Source organism: Marinomonas sp. GJ51-14, assembly GCF_055808695.1.
On sequence record NZ_CM147879.1, the window covers coordinates 733,355 to 754,814 of the forward strand.

22 protein-coding genes are annotated in these 21,460 nt (G+C 41.6%); 8 read left to right on the forward strand and 14 right to left on the reverse strand.

Features of this window, described 5'->3' with window-relative positions; all coding sequences use genetic code 11:
* Positions 1 to 41 precede the first annotated feature (41 nt).
* From glnL to tsaC, 4 genes are all read left to right on the forward strand, one after another.
* Entirely contained in the window at positions 42 to 1,127 is a 1,086-nt protein-coding gene (gene glnL / locus AC0L3Y_RS03545) for a nitrogen regulation protein NR(II) (RefSeq protein ID WP_473468847.1), read from the forward strand.
* Complete coding sequence (ntrC, locus tag AC0L3Y_RS03550; protein WP_473468850.1) at positions 1,124 to 2,560, forward strand: nitrogen regulation protein NR(I); 1,437 nt, start codon at positions 1,124 to 1,126, stop codon at positions 2,558 to 2,560. The genes glnL and ntrC overlap by 4 nt, the downstream gene beginning before the upstream one ends.
* Before the next feature lie 151 nt (positions 2,561 to 2,711).
* Positions 2,712 to 3,092: a DUF3461 family protein gene (locus tag AC0L3Y_RS03555; RefSeq protein ID WP_473468852.1), complete on the forward strand. Its 381-nt coding sequence runs from the start codon at positions 2,712 to 2,714 to the stop codon at positions 3,090 to 3,092.
* Between the two features lie 169 nt (positions 3,093 to 3,261).
* Positions 3,262 to 3,819, forward strand: coding sequence for an L-threonylcarbamoyladenylate synthase type 1 TsaC (tsaC, locus tag AC0L3Y_RS03560; protein ID WP_473468855.1), 558 nt, complete (start codon positions 3,262 to 3,264; stop codon positions 3,817 to 3,819).
* A 191-nt stretch (positions 3,820 to 4,010) separates the two neighbouring features.
* Here tsaC and AC0L3Y_RS03565 read toward each other — a convergent pair whose 3' ends face one another.
* The 14 genes from AC0L3Y_RS03565 to amaB all read right to left on the reverse strand — a co-directional run bounded on the left by AC0L3Y_RS03565 (position 4,011) and on the right by amaB (position 18,552).
* A complete protein-coding gene (locus AC0L3Y_RS03565) occupies positions 4,011 to 4,724 on the reverse strand; it encodes an ABC transporter ATP-binding protein (protein ID WP_473468858.1) in 714 nt (237 codons plus the stop codon).
* Positions 4,721 to 5,602, reverse strand: coding sequence for an ABC transporter ATP-binding protein (locus AC0L3Y_RS03570; RefSeq protein WP_473468860.1), 882 nt, complete (start codon positions 5,600 to 5,602; stop codon positions 4,721 to 4,723). Before AC0L3Y_RS03570 ends, AC0L3Y_RS03565 begins: the two co-directional genes overlap by 4 nt.
* Positions 5,599 to 6,873, reverse strand: coding sequence for a high-affinity branched-chain amino acid ABC transporter permease LivM (livM, locus tag AC0L3Y_RS03575; protein WP_473468863.1), 1,275 nt, complete (start codon positions 6,871 to 6,873; stop codon positions 5,599 to 5,601). Before livM ends, AC0L3Y_RS03570 begins: the two co-directional genes overlap by 4 nt.
* Positions 6,874 to 7,785 carry an ABC transporter permease subunit gene (locus tag AC0L3Y_RS03580; protein ID WP_473468866.1) on the reverse strand — a complete coding sequence of 304 codons (912 nt, stop codon included), beginning with the start codon at positions 7,783 to 7,785 and terminating at the stop codon, positions 6,874 to 6,876.
* A 92-nt stretch (positions 7,786 to 7,877) separates the two neighbouring features.
* The gene (locus AC0L3Y_RS03585) at positions 7,878 to 8,990 is read right to left on the reverse strand and encodes a branched-chain amino acid ABC transporter substrate-binding protein (RefSeq protein ID WP_473468869.1); all 1,113 of its coding nucleotides are present in this window, start codon (positions 8,988 to 8,990) and stop codon (positions 7,878 to 7,880) included.
* A gap of 298 nt (positions 8,991 to 9,288) precedes the next feature.
* Positions 9,289 to 10,464 (reverse strand): divergent polysaccharide deacetylase family protein, encoded by a 1,176-nt coding sequence (locus AC0L3Y_RS03590; protein ID WP_473468873.1) that lies wholly within the window; start codon positions 10,462 to 10,464, stop codon positions 9,289 to 9,291.
* Positions 10,465 to 10,482: 18 nt separating this feature from the next.
* Positions 10,483 to 11,760: a S41 family peptidase gene (locus tag AC0L3Y_RS03595; RefSeq protein WP_473468876.1), complete on the reverse strand. Its 1,278-nt coding sequence runs from the start codon at positions 11,758 to 11,760 to the stop codon at positions 10,483 to 10,485.
* A 45-nt stretch (positions 11,761 to 11,805) separates the two neighbouring features.
* Positions 11,806 to 12,093, reverse strand: a complete 288-nt coding sequence (locus AC0L3Y_RS03600; RefSeq protein WP_473468878.1) for a murein hydrolase activator EnvC family protein — start codon at positions 12,091 to 12,093, stop codon at positions 11,806 to 11,808.
* Positions 12,074 to 12,511: a hypothetical protein gene (locus AC0L3Y_RS03605; RefSeq protein ID WP_473468881.1), complete on the reverse strand. Its 438-nt coding sequence runs from the start codon at positions 12,509 to 12,511 to the stop codon at positions 12,074 to 12,076. The genes AC0L3Y_RS03600 and AC0L3Y_RS03605 overlap by 20 nt, the downstream gene beginning before the upstream one ends.
* A gap of 146 nt (positions 12,512 to 12,657) precedes the next feature.
* The gene (locus AC0L3Y_RS03610) at positions 12,658 to 12,939 is read right to left on the reverse strand and encodes a hypothetical protein (protein ID WP_473468885.1); all 282 of its coding nucleotides are present in this window, start codon (positions 12,937 to 12,939) and stop codon (positions 12,658 to 12,660) included.
* A 7-nt stretch (positions 12,940 to 12,946) separates the two neighbouring features.
* The gene (gene gpmI / locus AC0L3Y_RS03615; RefSeq protein WP_473468888.1) at positions 12,947 to 14,476 is read right to left on the reverse strand and encodes a 2,3-bisphosphoglycerate-independent phosphoglycerate mutase; all 1,530 of its coding nucleotides are present in this window, start codon (positions 14,474 to 14,476) and stop codon (positions 12,947 to 12,949) included.
* Positions 14,477 to 14,576: 100 nt separating this feature from the next.
* The gene (locus AC0L3Y_RS03620) at positions 14,577 to 15,479 is read right to left on the reverse strand and encodes a LysR substrate-binding domain-containing protein (protein WP_473468890.1); all 903 of its coding nucleotides are present in this window, start codon (positions 15,477 to 15,479) and stop codon (positions 14,577 to 14,579) included.
* A gap of 125 nt (positions 15,480 to 15,604) precedes the next feature.
* Positions 15,605 to 16,876 (reverse strand): NAD(P)/FAD-dependent oxidoreductase, encoded by a 1,272-nt coding sequence (locus AC0L3Y_RS03625; RefSeq protein WP_473468893.1) that lies wholly within the window; start codon positions 16,874 to 16,876, stop codon positions 15,605 to 15,607.
* A gap of 131 nt (positions 16,877 to 17,007) precedes the next feature.
* Positions 17,008 to 18,552, reverse strand: a complete 1,545-nt coding sequence (amaB, locus tag AC0L3Y_RS03630) for an L-piperidine-6-carboxylate dehydrogenase (RefSeq protein ID WP_473468896.1) — start codon at positions 18,550 to 18,552, stop codon at positions 17,008 to 17,010.
* A gap of 183 nt (positions 18,553 to 18,735) precedes the next feature.
* Here amaB and AC0L3Y_RS03635 point away from each other — a divergent pair, with 183 nt between their 5' ends.
* From AC0L3Y_RS03635 to grxC, 4 genes are all read left to right on the forward strand, one after another.
* Positions 18,736 to 19,602, forward strand: a complete 867-nt coding sequence (locus tag AC0L3Y_RS03635) for a LysR family transcriptional regulator (protein WP_473468900.1) — start codon at positions 18,736 to 18,738, stop codon at positions 19,600 to 19,602.
* 119 nt (positions 19,603 to 19,721) lie between these two features.
* Complete coding sequence (locus AC0L3Y_RS03640; protein WP_473468903.1) at positions 19,722 to 20,528, forward strand: 2-oxoadipate dioxygenase/decarboxylase family protein; 807 nt, start codon at positions 19,722 to 19,724, stop codon at positions 20,526 to 20,528.
* 173 nt (positions 20,529 to 20,701) lie between these two features.
* Positions 20,702 to 21,136, forward strand: coding sequence for a rhodanese-like domain-containing protein (locus AC0L3Y_RS03645; RefSeq protein WP_473468907.1), 435 nt, complete (start codon positions 20,702 to 20,704; stop codon positions 21,134 to 21,136).
* A 10-nt stretch (positions 21,137 to 21,146) separates the two neighbouring features.
* On the forward strand, positions 21,147 to 21,398 hold the full coding sequence (gene grxC, locus AC0L3Y_RS03650; RefSeq protein WP_473468910.1) for a glutaredoxin 3: 252 nt from the start codon (positions 21,147 to 21,149) through the stop codon (positions 21,396 to 21,398).
* The last annotated feature ends 62 nt before the right edge of the window (positions 21,399 to 21,460 follow it).

Genomic DNA, 21,460 nt, shown 5'->3' on the forward strand with positions numbered 1-21,460 from the left:
TACGAAACAATAAAAGCAGGGTCATCAGAGAGGAGCATGCAGTGTATAGCTTATTAATCGACCACTTATCAACCGCTGTTCTTCAATTGAATGAGAAGCTTGAAATTGAATATTTAAACCCAGCCGCTGAAATGTTACTTGCGGTCAGTCGCCGTCGAATTTATGGCAATGATCTGGGTGCCGCTTTTCGTGAAAACGAAGACAGCATCCAAGCTCTATATTCAGCAATTGAATCAGGTCATCCGTTTACAAAACGAGAGGCTGAAATTGAACGCAGTAATGGTAAAAAACTTTTTTGTGACTATACCGTTACACCGGTTATGGGTATGTCCAATGATACAGAAAGCATCATTATAGAATTGTACCCACGTGATCGAATGAAACGTATCTCGCAAGAAGACGAGATAATAGCCAATCATGAATCAAGTAAAGAATTGGTACGAGGTCTGGCCCATGAAATTAAAAACCCATTAGGCGGAATTCGTGGTGCTGCACAGTTAATTAGTCGTGCTTTTACTGACGAAGCACTGAATGACTACACTCAAGTCATCATCGAAGAATCCGATCGCCTACGTGACTTAGTAGATCGTCTATTAGGGCCCAGACAGCTTCCGAAAATTAAACCATTAAACATACATAAAGTAATCGAACGCGTAAGACAGCTTATTTCAGTAGAAACTGACAACCAAATTAAATTAGTTCGAGATTATGACCCAAGTATTCCAGATTTAATTGGTGACGAATCTCAGCTCATACAAGCATTGCTCAATATCACTAGAAATGCGATGCAGGCTCTTATAGAAGACGAGAGCAACAAAAATAAAACCATACGTATGGTCACTCGCACATTACGACAATTTACCATAGGTTCAAAAAGGCATCGCCTAGTTTGCAAAATCAGCATTATTGATAATGGACCAGGTATCCCTGATGCACTTTTGAAAACACTCTTCTACCCTATGGTAAGTGGTCGTGCAGATGGAACAGGCTTAGGGCTATCCATCGCTCAATCCGTCATACACCAACATCACGGAATTATTGAGTGTAATAGCTACCCTAAAAAAACCGAATTCAACATATTAATCCCCATTGAGACGACAGTCCAAGAACAGGAGAAACACTCATGACACCAGAAGAAACGGTATGGATTGTAGACGACGATAGATCTATTCGCTGGGTATTAGAAAAAACTCTAGAACAAGAAGGCATTCAATGTCGTTTGTTTGATTCTGCTGAAAACCTCGTGAGCATGCTTGATAAAGAGCAACCGAGTGCCATTATCAGCGACATTCGCATGCCAGGTATGGATGGTTTAGAGCTATTAGAAAAGCTACAAACAGATCACCCTTATTTGCCTGTTATTATCATGACAGCACATTCCGATTTAGAAAGTGCGGTGGCATCATATCAAGGCGGCGCTTTTGAATATTTGCCTAAGCCATTTGATGTGGAAGAAGCCGTCAACCTAGTTAAGCGAGCTATGCTGCACCATAAAAACGCTCGACCAAGCACCGAAGATATGGTGGAAGAAACCACTGAGCCAGAAGTAGACAAAGAAATTATCGGTGAAGCACCAGCAATGCAGGAGGTTTTTCGCGCGATTGGTCGACTTGCCAATTCAAACATTACTGTATTGATTAATGGCGAATCAGGCACAGGTAAAGAGCTTGTTGCACAAGCATTGCATACCCATAGCCCTCGCGCCGCCAACCCTTTTATTGCTTTAAACATGGCGGCCATTCCCCATGATTTAATTGAGTCTGAATTATTTGGCCATGAAAAAGGCGCCTTCACTGGCGCCAACACTCAACGCCGAGGACGCTTTGAGCAAGCTAATGGCGGAACACTTTTCTTAGATGAAATTGGCGACATGCCGGCGGAAACTCAAACCCGTCTATTGCGCGTATTAGCCGACGGTGAGTTTTATCGAGTTGGCGGGCATACAGCGGTAAAAGTAGATGTTCGCATCATTGCAGCGACTCACCAGAACTTAGAAAATTTGGTTCAAAAGGGCTCTTTCCGTGAAGATTTATTTCACCGTCTAAACGTAATCCGTATTCACTTACCTAAATTGGCAGAACGTCGCGAAGACATTCCAAAATTGGCTCGTCACTTCTTAAGTCGGGCGGCGGATGAACTTGCCGTTGAACCGAAAATTTTGACGAAAGAAACTGAAAATTACCTCACTCAACTTGAGTGGCCTGGTAATGTTCGCCAATTAGAGAATACCTGTCGATGGTTGATCGTCATGGCATCTGGCCGTGAAGTATTGGTAGAAGATTTACCACCTGAATTACTCGCGGCGGTTCCCCATGAGCAGCCTTTTGCATCCTGGGAAGAAGCTCTGAAAAATTGGGTAGACAGCACACTAGCATCGGGTCAAAAAGGCATACTTGATCAAGCCGTTCCTAAGTTTGAACGCATAATGATAGAAACAGCGCTGGCACACACTGGTGGTCGTCGTCGGGACGCATCTCTTTTGTTAGGTTGGGGCCGAAATACATTAACTCGTAAAATCAAAGAGTTAAATATCGATCACGCTGAGCAAGATGAAGATTAATCTTAGCAAGTAGAAAATACAGTGCAGGTAAGTCTATTTATTACTTAACTGCACTATCTCAACTTTCTCTTACTTTTGGCTTGCATTTAGGGCAGCAATCCCCTACTAATTGAAGTCTATTAATTCATTATTAATAAACGGGAAAACAGTTATGCATCCAACACTTCAGTCCATGGGTATCACAAGCATACAGGACATTGAAAAATTTACGTTACGTTATGAAAACGGTCATGATGTATTGAAAATTTATTACCGCCGCGAAAAGGGCTCTTTACTCCCTAAAAGTAAAAAGTTCAAATTTGGCCGTGCAACAAAAACCGTACTTGCTGACGGTGGTCAACAAACTTATCGACAAGTGCAAGAACCTTCTCTTATTGTTTTACGAGCAATGGAAGAGCTTGAACAAATTGTTGGTAAACAGAATGAAACGAAAGCATCAAAAGATGATTTAGTAAAAGAACTTGAACACTTAGAAAAAGTGGTCAACAGTAAGATTGCTGAGATCAAAGAAAAAATCAATTCAATGAAATAAACACACTATTATTAACTTATTTTTATTAATTTAATTATTGTTGTGCATAAAGTATTTCTTCATATTGGCTGAATGATTCATTCAGCCAATATCATCTACTAGCCCCACTTCTCAAATCTCGTTACAATCCATTTCCTTTTATTTTTCTAGTAGCAGCTAAACATTTCCTATGCGTCTTATTACTTCCGAATCAGATCTTGCCCATATTCTACAACAAGGTGGTGTTATTGCTTATCCAACAGAAGCCGTTTGGGGATTAGGCTGCGACCCTTACAATGAAAAAGCTGTAAGGCGAATTTTAGCGCTCAAATCACGCCCTGAATACAAAGGACTTATTCTTGTTGCAGGCGAGAAAGAAGAATTAGAACCTTGGCTGGCATCACTGGATGATAATGCTTCACAGCGTCTTATCAGTGAAAATAAAATACCCACTTCATGGGTTATACCTGATACTCAAATTACCCCAAGCTGGGTCAGAGGTGACCACAAAAGCGTAGCAATACGCCTATCACAACATGCTCCCGTACAACGTCTTTGCAAGGCCTTTAAAGGCGTAATTGTGTCAACATCAGCAAACCCCGCTGGTCTTTCACCAGCATTAAGTATCGATGAAGTGGACACTTACTTCGGCGATAAGATCGATGCCATTTATGACGCCCCTTTAGGGCAAGCATCTCAACCTTCACAAGTTCGAGATATTCTTACTGATACACTCTTCAGGGCCTAATAATTAAATTCAGAGCCGATACTTTAAGTTAGCAGCTCATTTTTGTAATGCTCTGTCTTTATTATTTACCTGTGTAGAACCCCCAGACTTATTCACATAAATAAAAAAAACGATATCTCGTTCTGTGTATAAACAAGATATCGCTTTATATACTTTCAATAAAAAAGCTTCAGCCCTAACAACTCTCTAGACTAATGACCACCCAAATAGGCTTCACGCACTTCAGGGTTAACCAATAGCTCATCACCGGTTCCTGTCATACGAATCTCACCATTCACCATTACATAGCCACGATCTGCTAGCTTCAAAGCATGGTTCGCATTTTGCTCAACAAGGAAGATTGTCATTCCAGTGCTAGCAACATCTTTAAGAATCTGGAAGATTTGTTTAACAATAATCGGAGCAAGACCCAAACTAGGCTCATCCAATAAAAGCAATTTTGGACGACTCATCAAAGCTCGTGCAATCGCAAGCATTTGTTGCTCACCACCAGACATAGTGGAAGCTCTTTGATTACGACGCTCCAATAAGCGCGGGAAAAGCTCAAACATTCTTTGCATATCTTCTTCAGCATGCTCCATACCAATAGGAATGGTCCCCATCAGTAAATTTTCTTCCACAGACATACTAGGAAAAATACGCCGCCCTTCCGGCGATTGAGCAAGCCCATTCGAGGCAACATAGTGAGCCGACTTTTGTGAGATATCTTCACCGCGATAAATAATCTGCCCAGAAGAAATGCGTGGTTGCCCAAAAATAGACATCAACAGGGTTGATTTACCTGCGCCATTTGCACCAATTAAGGTAACAATTTCACCTTCATTGATCGACAATGACACTTTTTTCAATGCTTGAATTGGCCCGTAATGAACGTCTACGTCTTTAAATTCCATCAAAGTAGTCATAGTGTTACCTCCTCACCTTCTTCCGCACCAAGATAAGCAGCAACCACTTTCGGATTACTTTTAATATCTTCAGGACCACCCTCAGCAATTACCTCGCCATGATCCAATACGACGATATAGTCAGAGATATCCATCACCATGCCCATGTCATGCTCTATCAACAAAACAGTGGTGTTATGTTCATCACGTAATACACGAATCATCTTAGTCAGAGCTTCGGTTTCTGAAGGGTTCAAACCTGCCGCAGGCTCATCCAGACAAACAATCTCTGGATTGGTACACATTGCACGAGCAATTTCTAAACGACGCTGCTGGCCGTAGGAAAGCTCACCAGCTAAACGGTTCGCAGAGTCCTCAAGATCTACAACGCCCAACCAATAGAAAACACGCTCCAATGCTTCTTCTTCCGCTCTTTGATATGCCTTAGTATTCAAGATACCTGCAATCATACTGCGGTTAACTCGCATATGTTGAGCAACTAATAGATTCTCAACAACAGACATTTCTTTAAACAAACGAATGTTTTGGAAAGTTCGTGACAAACCAGCACGGTTTACCAAATGTGAGCCACCAAACATTTTGTATTTAAGCCGATTTATAAATGCTAACGGAGAAAAGAAATCGGTTAATTGGAAAGGTTCACCAAGTACTTTAATAATACTGGTTTCTTTCCCTGCAGCAGACAGCATAATTTTTCCGCCAGTCGCTTTATAAAAACCAGTAAGACAGTTAAATACCGTCGTTTTACCTGCACCATTCGGCCCAATTAAAGCCGATACCGAACCGCGTTTTATATCAAAGGTCACATCATTCAGGGCTTTAATACCACCAAAATGCATTACCAAGTTTTCAACTTTTAAAATATGTTCTTGGCTCATTTCACGACCCCTTTTCTCGCTGTGAAACCTGTTCGCGTTACACGAACAATACCGCGAGGTTTCCAAATCATCATCACAACCATCAAAATACCAAACATCAATACACGATATTCTGCGAACTCTCTTAATACTTCAGGCAGTACGGTTAAACAAAAGGCAGCTATCACAACCCCGAGGGTCGACCCCATACCACCAAGCACCACAATGGCCAAGATCAAAGCCGATTCAAAGAAGGTAAAAGAGGATGGGTTAACAAAACCTTGATATGTCGCAAAAAACACACCAGCTAAACCACCAGTTGAAGCACCCAACATAAAGGCAGAAAGCTTAACTAACACATGGTTCAATCCAAGTGAACGACAAGCTATTTCATCTTCACGCAAAGCTTCCCAAGCACGGCCAATCGGCATTTTTACCAAACGATGCTTAATGAAAAGGACAGCCCATACCACCGCAAATAGTACTAAATAAATAAACATATATTTATAAGCGGAATCATACGGTAAGTTGAAGAATTCGTGGAAAGTCTCGCCATCCCTGGATCGTCGCTTAAACTCCAAACCAAACAAGGTTGGTAATGGTGCAGAAACGCCGTTAGGACCATGAGTAAAAGAAGCCCAATTGGTTAGAATCAAACGAATGATTTCACCGAAGCCTAATGTCACAATGGCTAAATAATCGCCGTGCATTCGCAATACAGGGAAACCTAAAATAGCGCCTGCAAAAGCCGCTAGAATGGCAGCTATCGGTAACATAGACCAGAAACCCAGACCTAAATTCTCATAACCTAATGCTAAGCCATAAGCCCCTATGGCATAAAAGCCTACGAAACCCAAATCTAAAAGACCAGCCAAGCCCACAACGATATTGAGCCCAAGACCCAATAGTACGTATATCAAACCTAAAATAACTACAGTAAGAACGTATTTAGAAGCAATGAAAGGTACTAAAAGACCAACCACAATGACCAATGGAATAATCCATATCATTTTCGATTTATGATCAGGAGAAAGAACCTTTGCGCCTTCATCATGATTGGCATATTTGAACGACATTGCCACGCCTTTTTCGGTCTGAAAAAAGCAGGACATAACAAATCGACCAACAACAACAATCGCGACCATCCAAGCCACTCGACCAAATTCAGCATTAAAGCCATAACCATCAAGTAACACCCCAACAATAGGGCCAAATAAGATGAGAGCCAAAAAACCAGCTACTAAAGCATCAATACTACTTTTCTTAAAATCTATTCCTGTCGTTTGGCTCATTTATACTTTCTCCACTTCAGGTTTGCCGAGAAGGCCACTTGGGCGAATAATTAAAATGAGCACTAACAAAGAGAATGAGAAAACATCTTTATAGTCAGAGCTAATTAACCCAGCAAACAAGGCTTCAGATAAACCAAGAATCAATCCACCCAACATAGCACCCGGCAAAGAACCAATGCCACCCAATACTGCTGCAGTGAATGCTTTGATACCAATGATAAAACCAACATAGAAATCAAATGCACCATAATCGAGTGTAATAAGCACACCCGCTAGGGCCGCCATCATGGCGCCAATAACAAAAACAGTAGAAATAACTTTATCTGTGTCTATTCCTAAAATTGAGGCCATTTTTCGGTCTTGCTGTGTTGCACGACACATACGACCCAACTTTGTTTTTTGAATAACATAAGTCAGAACACCCATCCCAAGAAGAGAGATAAGTAAAATGAGTAACTTCATATAAGTAATTTGTACAAAACCATCACCCACGGTAAAGCGGATAGCACCAGTCAAAAGAGTTGGCACACCTTGTTGGTTGGCCCCCTGACTAAGCTGTACATAGTTTTGCAAAATAAGAGACATACCAATCGCCGAGATCAGAACAGATAAGCGACTAGAGTTTCGTAAAGGACGGTACGCAATACGTTCAATAACCCAACCATAAGCACCTGTCACAGCAACAGTTAAGAATAACGTGCCTACAATGATGATTGGAAAAGATTCGATACCGAAAAATGTAAGAAGAGCAATTGCAATAGCAGTGATATAAGCGGAAACCATGTAAACATCACCATGGGCAAAGTTAATCATGCCGATAATGCCGTATACCATGGTATAACCGATTGCAATTAGCCCGTAAACGGAACCAAGGGTAAGACCGTTTACCAACTGCTGGAGAACGATATCCATCGTAAGACCTCGTGGGAATTTTTTATAATTGGAAGCATGCCCATTGATACAATCCTTATATCAACAGGCATGTAGATTAAACTAAATAGAAATTAGTTTACTTGGCTGTATTTACCTTGGTCGTTCCACTCATACATAACGTAATCGGAAACAGTTAAATCGCCTTTATCATCAAAGTTTTTCTTACCCATTACAGTATCTACAGAATGAGTTTTTAACCACTCAGCACCTGCGATTGGGTCTAAGTCATTATTAGACAATGCAGCAACAGCAACTTGCATCGCTGTGTAAGAGTAAAGTGTGTAGCCTTCTGGCTCATAACCACTATCACGGAATTCTTTGATTACTTTTTTACCAGAAGGGTAAGAAGATGGTGGCGCACCAAATGTCATCAACACGCCATCTACGTATGCAGGTGAACCAGCAACAGAAACAAACTCATCCGATACGATACCGTCACCAGAGATGAAGATTGCTTTAGAACCTTGTTCACGTAACTGACGAACTAGTGGACCCGCTTCTGAATGAAGGCCACCGAAGTAAACAACGTCTGCATCTACTGAACGGATTTTTGTGATCAAAGCGTTAAAGTCTTTCTCACCACGAGTCAAACCTTCGTACATTACTTCTTTCACACCGTAGGCGTTAAGAGTTGCTTTGGTAGCGTCAGCAAGACCTTTACCATAAGTGTCTTTATCATGAATAACAGCAACGCGCTTAGCACCAAGCTGATCAACAATATAATTTGCAGCAACATCACCTTGCTGGTCATCACGACCACACACACGGAAAACGTTTGGCAGACCTTGGTCAGTCAATGTCGGGTTAGTTGAAGCAGGTGTAACCATTAGAACACCAGCCTCTTCATAAATTCTTGATGCAGGAATTGAAGAAGAAGAACAGAAGTGACCGATAACCGCAGCAGCGCCATCAGAATCAACTAAACGGTTAGCAACAGAAACCGCTTGTTTTGGTTCACAAGCATCATCTGCTTTAACCAATTTGATCATTTCACCATTAATACCACCGCTGGCATTAATATCAGCGGCTGCTTTCTCAGCCCCTTTCCATAATTGCTCGCCAAATGCTGCATAAGCACCTGTATGAGGACCCGCAACACCGATTACAACGTCAGCCTGAGCCAGTGTCGCAGCACCTGCAACAGCAAGAGAAAGTAATGTTCTTTTAACAACCGTATTTGACATAAGAAAAGCCTCTACTCGTTTTGTGTTTTATCGTTATTATTCAAAAGCAAGAAGTGTTCCAATCAATACACCTCTTTTAAAAAAGGCATAAATTATGGAGGTGACACCTAAATATTCAAGAAATGTGCACCACTACAAGGCTACACATTAGTATCAGATTAAAGTTTGGTCAATAGTGGTGCGCTGTAAAAGTGAAAATAACAGAATTTAAATTCTGATTTGATTTAAAAACTCAAAATAAATCACTCATAAGCTCTATTTATACAGAGCTTTTCACTAAATAAAGCCAAAATGGTGATTACTTATGAATGTTTGATGCAGCAGAAGGAGAAAGAAGAATTTTAGATAAAGGAACAAGACGGACACCATCCTTTTCCAGGTCTTTTAGACGCTTTTTAAGGTAAGCCATGGTTTCAGGATACGGATGCCCTATCGCCAAGACACTTCCGTGTCGTCGTGCTAATTTAAGCAAACGAGAGAATTGCTTATCAATGGCTTGTTCAGTACGAATGTTATCTAAGAATACATCACGACTGACTGTTTTCAAACCATGCTCTTGAGCTGTTTTTTCAGCAACGCTTTTGGGACTGGTTAAACTATCAATAAAGAAAAGTGAACGCCCTTTTAAAACTTCCATCACCCATTTCATTGAATCCGTTTTTGTCGTTAATAGGCTCCCCATATGATTATTAACACCTTGTATTCCAGGCAATCCATCTAAATCATTTCGTAGCGTTGCTTTTAACTCATGCTCTGTCATATTTGCATACAAGCCACCCGGGCCCAGCTTCAACTCACGTTGATTCTCCATTGGTGCGTGCAACAGGGTAATACGTTTTTGTTTTTGAGCGGTCAGTGCTGTTTGATGAGCAAAAGGGGTTTCAGGCAAAATAGCTAATGCAACTTCAGTTGGCAGTGCTAAAGCAGACTCCATTCCACGTCGGTTGTATCCTAGATCATCGATCAAAATAGCGATTTGCGCCATTTTTGGGTGTACATCAACAGCTAATATGTTCGCGGGGACATTTTCTTTTTTATTTGGCTCTGACTTTGACTCATGCTCTTTCTCAGATTCAGGAACGGAGTCATGACTCGGCAATGAATCTAAGAATGGAACTATGGCTGGAACCCAAGGATCATTTACCTCTAATATAGGATGAACCAACAATTCAGATGGATTAGATAACTCAGAAGAATCCGTGGTTAATTGAGGCAACGGCGCCTTTGATAATGAAGCCCTCTCACCTATAATAGGGCCTAAACTCTCAGACAAGGGAGCACCCTTATTAACATCCAGCTCCGTATCTTGTAAGGTGCTTTGTTGAGTAATTAATACATTTTCATATATTTCAAGAATACTATTTGTTTCATCCGCTGATGCAGACAAACTCACTACAAATAGACCTGATATAAATACACACATCCCTAGAACATTTTTACTTAAATTAAACCCAACTTTAATCTTAGAAAACATATCTATTAACAAACTCTTTTAATACTTTTGGGTTAATTTAGGCAAGGTTTTTAGAATACTCACCGCTTGAAATAGCTGGAAGTCAGTTTTTGCCAATTCACTAATGTCTACTTTCACATCCGCACTGGTTCGTTCTTCTCCACCAGTCCCATTACCCAAATGCCCTTTCAATTCTGCTTCTTTAACAAAAAATTGGCCTTTATCAAAAGTAAGCGTGGCCTGAGGAATAATAAGATCAGGTGTAATGCCCTGTGCTTGGATAGAACGTCCATTTGGAGTGTAATATAGTGCCGTTGTTAGTTTCACAGCATCGCCATTAGATAAAGGAACCACAGTTTGCACAGAACCTTTACCAAAGGTCTCTGTGCCTAAAACAACCGCACGTTCATGATCTTGTAATGCCCCAGCAACAATTTCAGAAGCCGAAGCAGAGCCTTCATTAACAAGCACTACAACTGGAACCTCAGCAAGTTGAGTATTGTCTTCTGAGGCATGGAACTGACTTTTTGAAATTTCATGACGCCCACTTGTATAAACAATCATGCCTTCATCAATAAAAGCATCGACAATACCCACAGCACTCTGTAGTACACCACCAGGGTTATTGCGTAGATCTAACACAACACCATTTATTTGATGCTCTTCTTTAAGCTCATCAATGGCTTTGTAAAACTCCACAGCACTATCGCCTTGGAACTGACTAATACGAAAATAAGCAATATTGCCATCCAACCATTTTTTAGACACACTTTCTTCTTCAACCAAACGTCGCGTTAATTCGTAATGTTTAACTTCGCCATCTCGTTCAATGTCTAATACCACTTTTGTACCAGCCTCACCACGCATCAGCATAACAATGTCTTGCATTCCAAGACCGGTGATTAAGGTACTGTCTATTCTAATAATTACATCACCTGGTAAAATTCCCGCATCTGAAGCCGCTGAGCCATCAACTGGTGTAACTATAATCAAATTGCCGTCTCTTAATTCAACCTCAACACCGATGCCAGCATAATTCCCTGACGTCAGTTCATTGAAATCAGTTAATTCATCTTTCGTGAAATATTCAGAATGTGGATCAAGACCTGACACCATGCCTTTTAATGCTTTCTTTACGATATCTTCATCTGATAAAACTTCGACATAACCTTCACGAATGGTTTCAAAAATTTCGACAAAAGACTGTATTTCAGCCGTAGGTAAAGTCGCCTCCTCCTGACCCTCTGCGGATAAAACGGGTTGCGCCAATAATGTAATAACTAAAAGAAGTGTTTTCCGACGCAAAGCATTGATCATGTTTGTCCCTATCACTTTTCGGTGTGACTATTTAAGTAATGTAAATTAACCGGCCACCCAAGATAGCGGTTTTAATGGCGTACCATTATGGCGAATTGCAAAGAATAAAGCAGGATCAGGCCTACCGCCAGAACTTCCAACCATTGCGACCACATCATTTGCCGTAACCCATTCACCTACGTCTTTTAATAAGCTTTGGTTATAACCATACAAAGACATATAGCCATCGCCATGATCAACAATTAGTAAGAAACCGAAACCACGTAACCAATCAGAAAATACGACACGGCCCTGATAAATTGCATGGACGGGATCACCTTCTTTTGCTCGCAATGTCACCCCCTAAATTAACGCTACCAGCAGTAGGTAATGTTGAAAGTGTTTTAAGAGGTCGAGCCAACTTGCCTCGTTGAGAAGAAAAAGGGACGTCTTGATCCGGAATTTGAACATCAGCAAGTACTTCTTCTAAACGCTGTAGCATTTCCTGCAAATTCTGTTGGTCTTGTTTCAATTGCTTAGAACGTTTATCACCTTGAGCCAAATCTTTATCTAGTTTGGCTAACAAAGTACGACGCGCCGTTTGTTGACTCGCAAGGCGTGTTCGCTCTTCTTTCAATAATACTTCTTCTCTAGCTTGCTGAGCTCTGTGGCTTCTAATACTTTTCTCGACAAGATTTAAGTCACTGACTTCATTAATAAAGCCATTAATTAAAGACTGTCTAGCATTCGAAAAATAGCGATTATATTGCACTAGACGTTCCGAATCTTCTGAATTGTCGCCATTTAATAATAGCTTAATACTTTCTTCGTCACCGGAACGATAAACCGCCCTGAGTTGGGCGGCTATTTGTTCATTTTGTTGTTGAATACTTAATTGAAGAGAGCGCTGCTGAACCCTTAACGAGCTAAGCTGCTTCTCTCCTTTTTTAAGCTCTCCTGAATTTCTTGGATTTTCCTTAACAACTTTTGAATTTCTTTATCTTGTCCTTCAAGCTGTTTTTCTACATCAGATCGTTCAGATTTAACGTCCTTCAGCCAAGCGTTGAGTTTTTTCAAATCTTTTTGCAAAGCTTGAATTTGCTGCTTGGCTTCTTCTGGCGTTTGTGGCGCTCCTGCTGACCAACCAAGACTGGGCAACAAGAACAGGCACAAAAGAAGAGAACGGAAAATTAAAATCATCCTAACCTCATGCCTTTGTAAGCAAGCTTACACCAGTCATTTCTGCCGGCACTTCCATTCCCATCATATCTAACAAAGTTGGCGCGAGATCACACAAAGCACCTTCTTTTATACCTAAACCTTGAGTAGGAGTTAGTAATACCAAGGGAACTGGCCCAATTGTATGGGAAGTTAATGGTTGCGAACCGTCTTCGCTTAACATTTGCTCCACGTTACCGTGGTCAGCTGTAATCAAACATTGACCGCCATTCACTTTTAATGCCTCAACAATACGCCCCAAGCAAGCATCCACCGCTTCCACCGCTTTTACCGCAGCTTCAAAAATACCACTGTGACCAACCATGTCACCATTAGCAAAGTTACAAATAATTGTGTCGTATTTACCTGCTTCGATCACTTCAACCAATTTATCTGTTACTTCTGGCGCACTCATTTCGGGTTTCAAATCGTAAGTAGCCACATTTGGAGATGGAATCAATTCACGCTCTTCACCTTCAAACAAAGACTCTTCACCACCGTTAAAGAAAAACGTCACATGAGCGTACTTTTCAGTCTCAGCAATACGAAGTTGTTTTTTACCTGCTTTCGCAAGCACTTCACCTAACGTGTTACTCAAAGCAACTGGAGGGAAAGCCACATCAGCGGCAATATCGGAAGCAAATTCAGTGAAGGTAACAAACGAGGCTAATTTTGGATAAGCAGCACGTTTAAAGCCATCAAACTCTGGATCCGTAAAAGCTCTTGTTAATTGACGAGCACGATCAGGGCGGAAGTTAGCAAAAATAACGGCATCACCATCCTGTAATGCTACTGGTTCACCAATCACACTGGCTTTAACGAATTCGTCATTCTCATCACGGTCGTAAGCGGCTTGAATCGCTTCTTCTGCAGTATTGGCTTGAAACTGTCCTTTACCTAATACAATTGCGTCATAAGCAGTTTGTACTCGATCCCAACGGTTATCACGATCCATTGCATAATAACGGCCAGTTAATGTTGCGATTTTACCTACGCCAAGCTCTGCAAATTTTGCTTCAAGCGCTGCAGTCGGTGTTTTTGCAGAACGTGGTGGTGTATCTCGTCCATCCGTAAAACCATGAACATAAACAGCTTTCGCACCACGCTTTACCGCCAATTCACACATTGCCATGATTTGTTCATAATGACTATGAACACCACCATCAGAAAGCAAGCCTAAGATGTGAACCGCTTTATTAGCTGCAACGGCTTTATCGACAGCATTAACTAAGGCTTCGTTCTCAAAAAAGGTACCGTCATCAATGGCTTTACCTATACGAGTGAAGTTTTGGTAAACCACACGGCCAGCACCTAAATTCATGTGTCCTACTTCAGAGTTACCCATTTGACCTTCAGGTAATCCAACCGCCAAACCTGATGTTTTGATTAGGGTATGAGGATTATTATTCCAAAGCGCATCCCAGTTCGGTGTATTCGCTGCGGCAATAGCATTTGATGTTGATGTTTCACTGTAACCCCATCCATCTAGGATGAAGAGCGCGGTTGTCTTTTTGTTCATGTTAATCTATCCCGTAAACTGATCATGATTATCACTTGATACTATCACAGGCTTGTAATTTTGTTACAGGGTCCGTGCCTATTCAGGCTATTAATTTTGCTTATGACGTTTTAGTTTTGGCCAATAACCAATCTCGAAAAACAACCACTTGTTCTAAATCTGCTTTATCTGCTGGATACGACAAAAGATATTCATGGGGGGTTGATACTTGCTTACCAAACGGAGCCACCAGCTCTCCCGATTGCAAACTGCGCGCAGCTAAAACCGTTGGCAAAATCGCAAGACCCATACCATTTTTAGCAGCTTCAAGAACCATATGAAAATGCGCAAATGAAGCTCCTGCAAAGGAGCCGCTTTCCAAACCTTGTGACACCATCCAGTCTGGCCAAGCATTAATACGAGAAGATAAATGTAGGAAAGGAAAAGAAGTAACATCTTCGGCTTGCCATTCTCGCTCTATTTTTCCACCAACACGTTCTAATAATGCTGGAGAGCAAACCGCCACGACATTCTCTTGCATCAGTTGATGAGACACGGCTCTAGGCCAATGGTCCCCACCATAATGTAAAATGATATCAATGTTTTCTGGGTCAATTTTGGCGGCATCATCTAAAGAACGAACCTTAATCTGAAATTGTGGGTGTAGCTGTTGAAATTCGGCGAGATGAGGCATTAGCCAATATGAAGCAAGTGTAGGCAAAGCAGAAATGGTTAAAGTGGTTTTTTCGTCTTCTCGATGCAGCATGCGTAAACACGCGTTTTCCATACCATCAAGCAAAGGCACAACTTCTTTGTAATAAGCCGCACCCGTTCCAGTCAACACTAAACGTTTATTTAATCGAATAAATAAATCACGGGACAAGAATTCTTCGAGATTACGAATCTGACGACTAACAGCACTTTGGGTAAGGTGTAACTCTTCTGCCGCCTTAGTAAAACTTAAATGACGAACGGACGCTTCAAAGCATTTTAAAGCAGTAGACGATGGGATATAACGGCGCATCTGGACGTTGCTCATAAATCAAAAAACAGAAGCCAATAACTCTATCCTATATTGCCATCATTCCCAACCTGTTAAAGCTAAAATGCACCAGAAAGATGCATTTATTACCATATAAATCAAATACATTAACCTAGTGTATGGGTTTGCTGTCCAAGATGATAAGTATGGGCACCGACTTCATAACACATTCTCTTTAATTCCCTAAAAGGAATGTCCCGCAACAGGGTTGTTGGAATAGATAAACTTTCTCTCTGACCTGCAAACCATTGCGCCAGTTCTGCCCCAACCACTGTTCCAGGGCCGATTCCACGTCCACTGTAACCGGCGACACTAAATAAACCATTTTGCAACTGCTGACAATGGGGCAAATGATCTTCACTGTAAGCGATCTTACCTGTCCAACAATAATCCCACTCCACTTTATCCATTGATGGAAACATCTCTTTCACTCGTTGAGACGCCCAATTAGACAAAATATTCCCCTTGTCTCCCATTCCACCAAAAACAAAACGCCCTTGTTTATCGAGACGAAAAGAACTCATCACAGTACAGGTATCCCAAACACCTTCTTTATTCGGCAATATACTAGCAAGTTGTTTGTCCGACAGTGGTTTGCTTGCTAATTGAGAGTAAAAAATAGGCACAAATTTTCGCGCTTGATCTTTAATACCGTACTCGCTGTAGGCGTTGGTTGCCAAAATAACCTTACCGGCGTGAACCTCACCTTTATCGGTATACAGCGTCCAGCCATCTTGCGTTGGCTCGATTTTATTCACGGGTGAGTAGTCGAACAATCGCGCTCCTTCTTTTAGCGCAGCACGAGCCAAACCTCTTGCATAGGCCAAAGGTTGAATGGTCCCCGCTCTTGGATCGAACAACGCAGAATTGAATTTTTCTGAACCGATTCGAGACTGAGCGTCTGCCGCACTTAACAGCTGAACGGGGGCGCCACGACGAACCATCTGTTCGTAACGACGTTCTAATTGCGCCAAACCTAACTTACCAACACCAGCATGCAAGGTGCCATGACGGGTTGCTTCACACTCAATACCGTACTCATCAATCAAACCAAAGACATAATCTGGCGCAACCGCCAAAGCGTCATAGAGCGTTTTCCCGGCCTCCACACCAATGGTTTTATCAAGCTGATCAGGTTCAAGCCACAACCCTGCATTAGCCAACCCTACATTGCGACCGGAACCGCCAAAACCCACTTCTTGCGCTTCAATAACCGCAACGGATATCCCAATTTTGGCCATATGTAAAGCCGCAGATAACCCCGTAAAACCAGCACCAACAATGACAATATCAAAAGACAAACAGCCTTCTAACGGCGTTAATTCAGGCGCTGCTGGTGAACTAGCTCGCCACAAGGAATCACATAACTGTTCAGGCATATCAAAACCCTCTCACGCGACAACACTTAACGCTTTCAAAACAAGACAGAATAAAAACGTACGGCTAAATAGCTAAAAATAGCCGTACAAAGGGAGGTATTTATCAGAATCCAACACATTTAGAACACGTTTTATTCAAAAACAATGCCTTGAGCCAATGGCAAGTCACCACCGTAATTCACCGTATTCGTGGTACGACGCATATAGTTTCTCCATGCATCTGAACCAGACTCTCGACCGCCACCTGTTTCTTTTTCACCACCAAATGCGCCACCAATTTCTGCACCTGATGTACCAATATTAACGTTAGCAATACCACAATCAGAACCAACTGGAGACATAAACAATTCCGCCTCTCGCATATTTTCTGTGAATACCGCAGAAGATAAGCCTTGTGGTACTTCGTTCTGAATTTCAATCGCCTCTTCAAAAGTGCTGTACGTCAATACATAAAGGATTGGAGCAAAAGTTTCCTGATGTACAATCGGAGCATCATGAGCAATGCGTACAATCGCAGGCTTCACATAAAAACCACCAGCAGGCACATTGTCCGTCACGCGTTCTCCGCCACAAATGATTTCGCCACCCTGTTGCTGAGCGGTTTTCAATGCCGCTTGCATGTTGTCAAAGCTTCTTTCGTCGATTAACGGCCCAACTAGATTACCTTCGACTAATGGGTCACCTACACGAAGCGAACCATAGGATTTCGCTAAACTTGCAACCAAACCATCGACTACACTTTCATGGGTAATAAGACGACGCAAAGTAGTACAACGTTGACCCGCGGTTCCTGCGGCAGAAAAAACGATTGCACGCAAAGCAAGGTCAAGGTCAGCAGACTTAGAAACGATCATGGCATTGTTACCGCCAAGCTCTAACAAAGAACGACCCAATCGACCAGCTACGGTTTTCGCAACCGCACGGCCCATTGCAGTAGAACCCGTTGCAGAAACCAATGGGAATGTATCACTAGCCGCAATTGCTTCACCTAAATCACGATCGCCAATCATCACTGAAACCGCCGCTTTAGGAATATCTGGCATATCGGCAATAACATTTTGTGCAATTTTGTACATAGCCAAAGCACACAGTGGCGCTTTTTCAGATGGTTTTAGTAAAGCCGGGTCACCACAAACAAGACCTAACATAGTATTCCAAGCCCAAACAGCCATAGGAAAATTAAATGCCGTGATAACTGCAACTGGGCCAAGCGGCTGCCATTGCTCCATCATGCGATGCCCTGGACGCTCAGATACAATAGACAAACCATGCAACATACGAGATTGACCGACAGCGAAGTCACACACATCAATCCATTCTTGTACTTCACCTAAAGCTTCAGGCATGATTTTTCCGGCTTCAAGGGAAATCACTTGCGCCAGTTCATTCTTGTATTTGCGAGCCTCATCTCCAATGCGACGCACTAATTCACCACGACGTGGTGCTGGAATGGCACGTAATACTTTAAAAGCTTCTTTTAACTCAACGCTCACTTGATCAAGTTGAGCGGCCGTAGCGTTATGAAAAGTGGACAACTTGGCGCCATCAATAGGACTGTGCGCAGAAAAAGTACTGCCTTCGCCTAAAGTTGTTGTATTACCTGTTAAAACACTGAAATAGGTATCGCCCTGTTTGAGAGTATTAATGCCCAATGTATCTAAGCAAGCTAATGACATGTGAAACCTCTTTGAATATGTTTTCTAATTAATTGGAAAATAATTTTCGACTTCCTCCACAATAACCAGCTCACAGCACAATGAGAAATATCTATTTCCTGACAGTGGTCTAGTTTTTTCCTATAGCCAACACTATGAACCTATAGGTATATTGAAAGTTCATTTGTATAGAGAGAGGCAAAGATGGATATTCGGTCATTACGCTATTTCATTGCAGTTTACGAAGAACGAAGCCTCAGTGCCGCCGCCAAACGCTGCTTTGTGGCCCAACCTTCTATTTCAACTACCGTCGCACAATTAGAGGAACATCTGGGAACTAAGCTGTTTGTACGCCATTCCAAAGGCGTTTCACCCACCGACAGTGGTTCTCAACTCTATCCTCATGCCTGCAAAATGGTCACTGACCTAAGTGACATTCGTAACCTATTTATAGATTCCCCTGCTCCCATTGCCTTATCTATCTCATTAGCACCCTTTTTATCTGGCGCACTCATTAGTCAGGTAATTAAAACCTTGTTAGACGAAGTGCCTGGCTTAACTTTAAAACTGGTCGATAAATCCGAAAGTTCAGACTTACGCTTTACCTGTGAACGCTACACCACAGAAAAAGACGTTTTCTATCCTATTTGGGAAGACGATTATGTGATCGCTATGCCCCTAAACCATTGGCTCGCTGACTTCTCGTCTTTGTCTCTCAAACAAATAGACAAACAACCTTTCATATCACGTACACCTTGCGACATCCTGGAATCATGGAATTATCTGATGCAGAAACAAGAGCTCACCACGGATGTCCGAGCACAGGTAAAAACCGAAGAATATGCGCTTGATTTAGTCGCGGCGGGGTTAGGGATTTCATTAATACCGGAGCATTCATCACGTGGCCGAAATGATCTTTGTTTAAGACCATTAAATGATGTAAAGCTAAAACGCGTCGTGGGATTAGCTCACAACAAAGAACGCAGCTTTCCTGCCCATCTAATCAATACAATTCTAGCTGCTAGACAACAGCTATTTACGACTAACAACGGAAATAACCATTCGGTTTAGATTTTCGCTCGCATGCTTTTTACGAATCACATAATGCTTTTATATCTTTTGCGTCCCATATCATAATTAGACTAGAGTGAATGTAATCTTTACCGTCGATGATTTATGTAGGAACTCTTATGACACCTTCTGATTTTTTTAGCGCTTTATGGAACAGTTACACTCAAATCACGCCTCAGGCTAAACGCATTCAACAATTATTTGAGAGCCATGGAGAAACTGTCTTAAATGATCATGTGGCATTTCGTACTTTCAATAATTCTCCCATCTCATTGGAAAAACTAGAACCTCAACTAAAGGCCATAGGTTATAAAGCCTATGGGGCTTTTCGTTTTGAGAGTAAACACCTAAAAGCCCGTTGTTATAAACACGAAAACGATGCTGATTCCCCGAAGATATTTTTGTCAGAGTTGTTAGTCGAAGAACTGCCTCAAAACTGCCAAGACATTATTGGTAAGTTTATCGCTCAAATTCCAGTGGACGCGGTGCAAAACCCTACTGTTTTTTGGGCCGGTAAATTATGGGAAACACCGACAGAAGAAGAGTACTTAACTTTATCAGAACACAGTGAATACGCTGCATGGCTATCAACCATGGGCTTACAAGCAAACCATTTTACAGTCAGCATAAATCATTTAAATAAATTCCCAACCATAGAATCCGTCAACGCGCTATTGCAGAATGAAGGTTACGCCCTGAACGAAGTAGGAGGATTAGTAAAAGGCACTCCAGCCTCTTTCCTAGAACAATCTTCTACCATGGCAGATAAGATTGTCTATACCTTTGCAAATGGAACAGAGAAAACCATTCCGAGTTGTTTCTACGAGTTTGCCCGTCGCCATGTTCAACCTAATGGCACTTTATTTGATAGCTTTATTGAAGGTAACGCAGACAAAATTTTTGATTCAACCAGTAGTACTAAGTAAGCAATATCCAAACCTGAACCTATCGAAGCAGACAGACATAAAACGAGCTTTTCGAAGTTCGTTTTTTTATTTTCTCATCTAAATTTTCATTTTCTCCCTATCATATCCTTGTCACCTTTACCTGAGAGTATGTACCGCTCCCTCTTGCCGTGTATAATGCGGACAGTTTAAATATGAGCTTTAAGATTATGATGAACCAATTTATTGAATTTGCTACAAATCACTGGGAAATGGTCGCTGTTTTTATGGCGATTCTTGCGACATTACTTTTTGTTGAAAGTAAAGGTGGTGCGCCAGGACTAACAGCCTCTGCGGCTACTACGTTAATCAATACGGAAGATGCGATTGTTGTCGACATCCGTCCTGAGAAAGAATTCAGCACCGGCCATATCACAGGTGCAATGAACATTCCTGCAACTAAAATGAAAGAAAACCTAAATCGTCTTGAGAAACACAAAGACGCCCCAATCATTTTAGTATGTAAATCTGGTATAACTTCTGGCCCAAGTGCAAAAGACTTGAAAAAAGAAGGCTTCACTAACATATATAAACTTCAAGGCGGCATTGCCGAGTGGCAATCATCTAACCTGCCTTTAGTGAAAGGGTAATACAAAAATTATGTCTACTGTAACTATCTATTCAAGTAATTACTGCCCATTTTGTACTCGAGCAAAACAACTGCTTTCGTCTAAAAACATTGCATTCAATGAAATTAATGTGGATGGCAATAACAAACTTCGCCAAGAGATGACGAAAAAAAGCGGCCGAACTTCTGTACCGCAAATCTGGATTGGCGAACAGCATGTTGGCGGCTGTGATGACCTTTTTGATCTGGAACGTTCAAAAAAACTTGATGCATTGCTTGCTTAATAATAGTAACTAGAGGCTTTTTCACGAAGCAACGAGCAAAGTTCTCTACTAGATCGTATTCT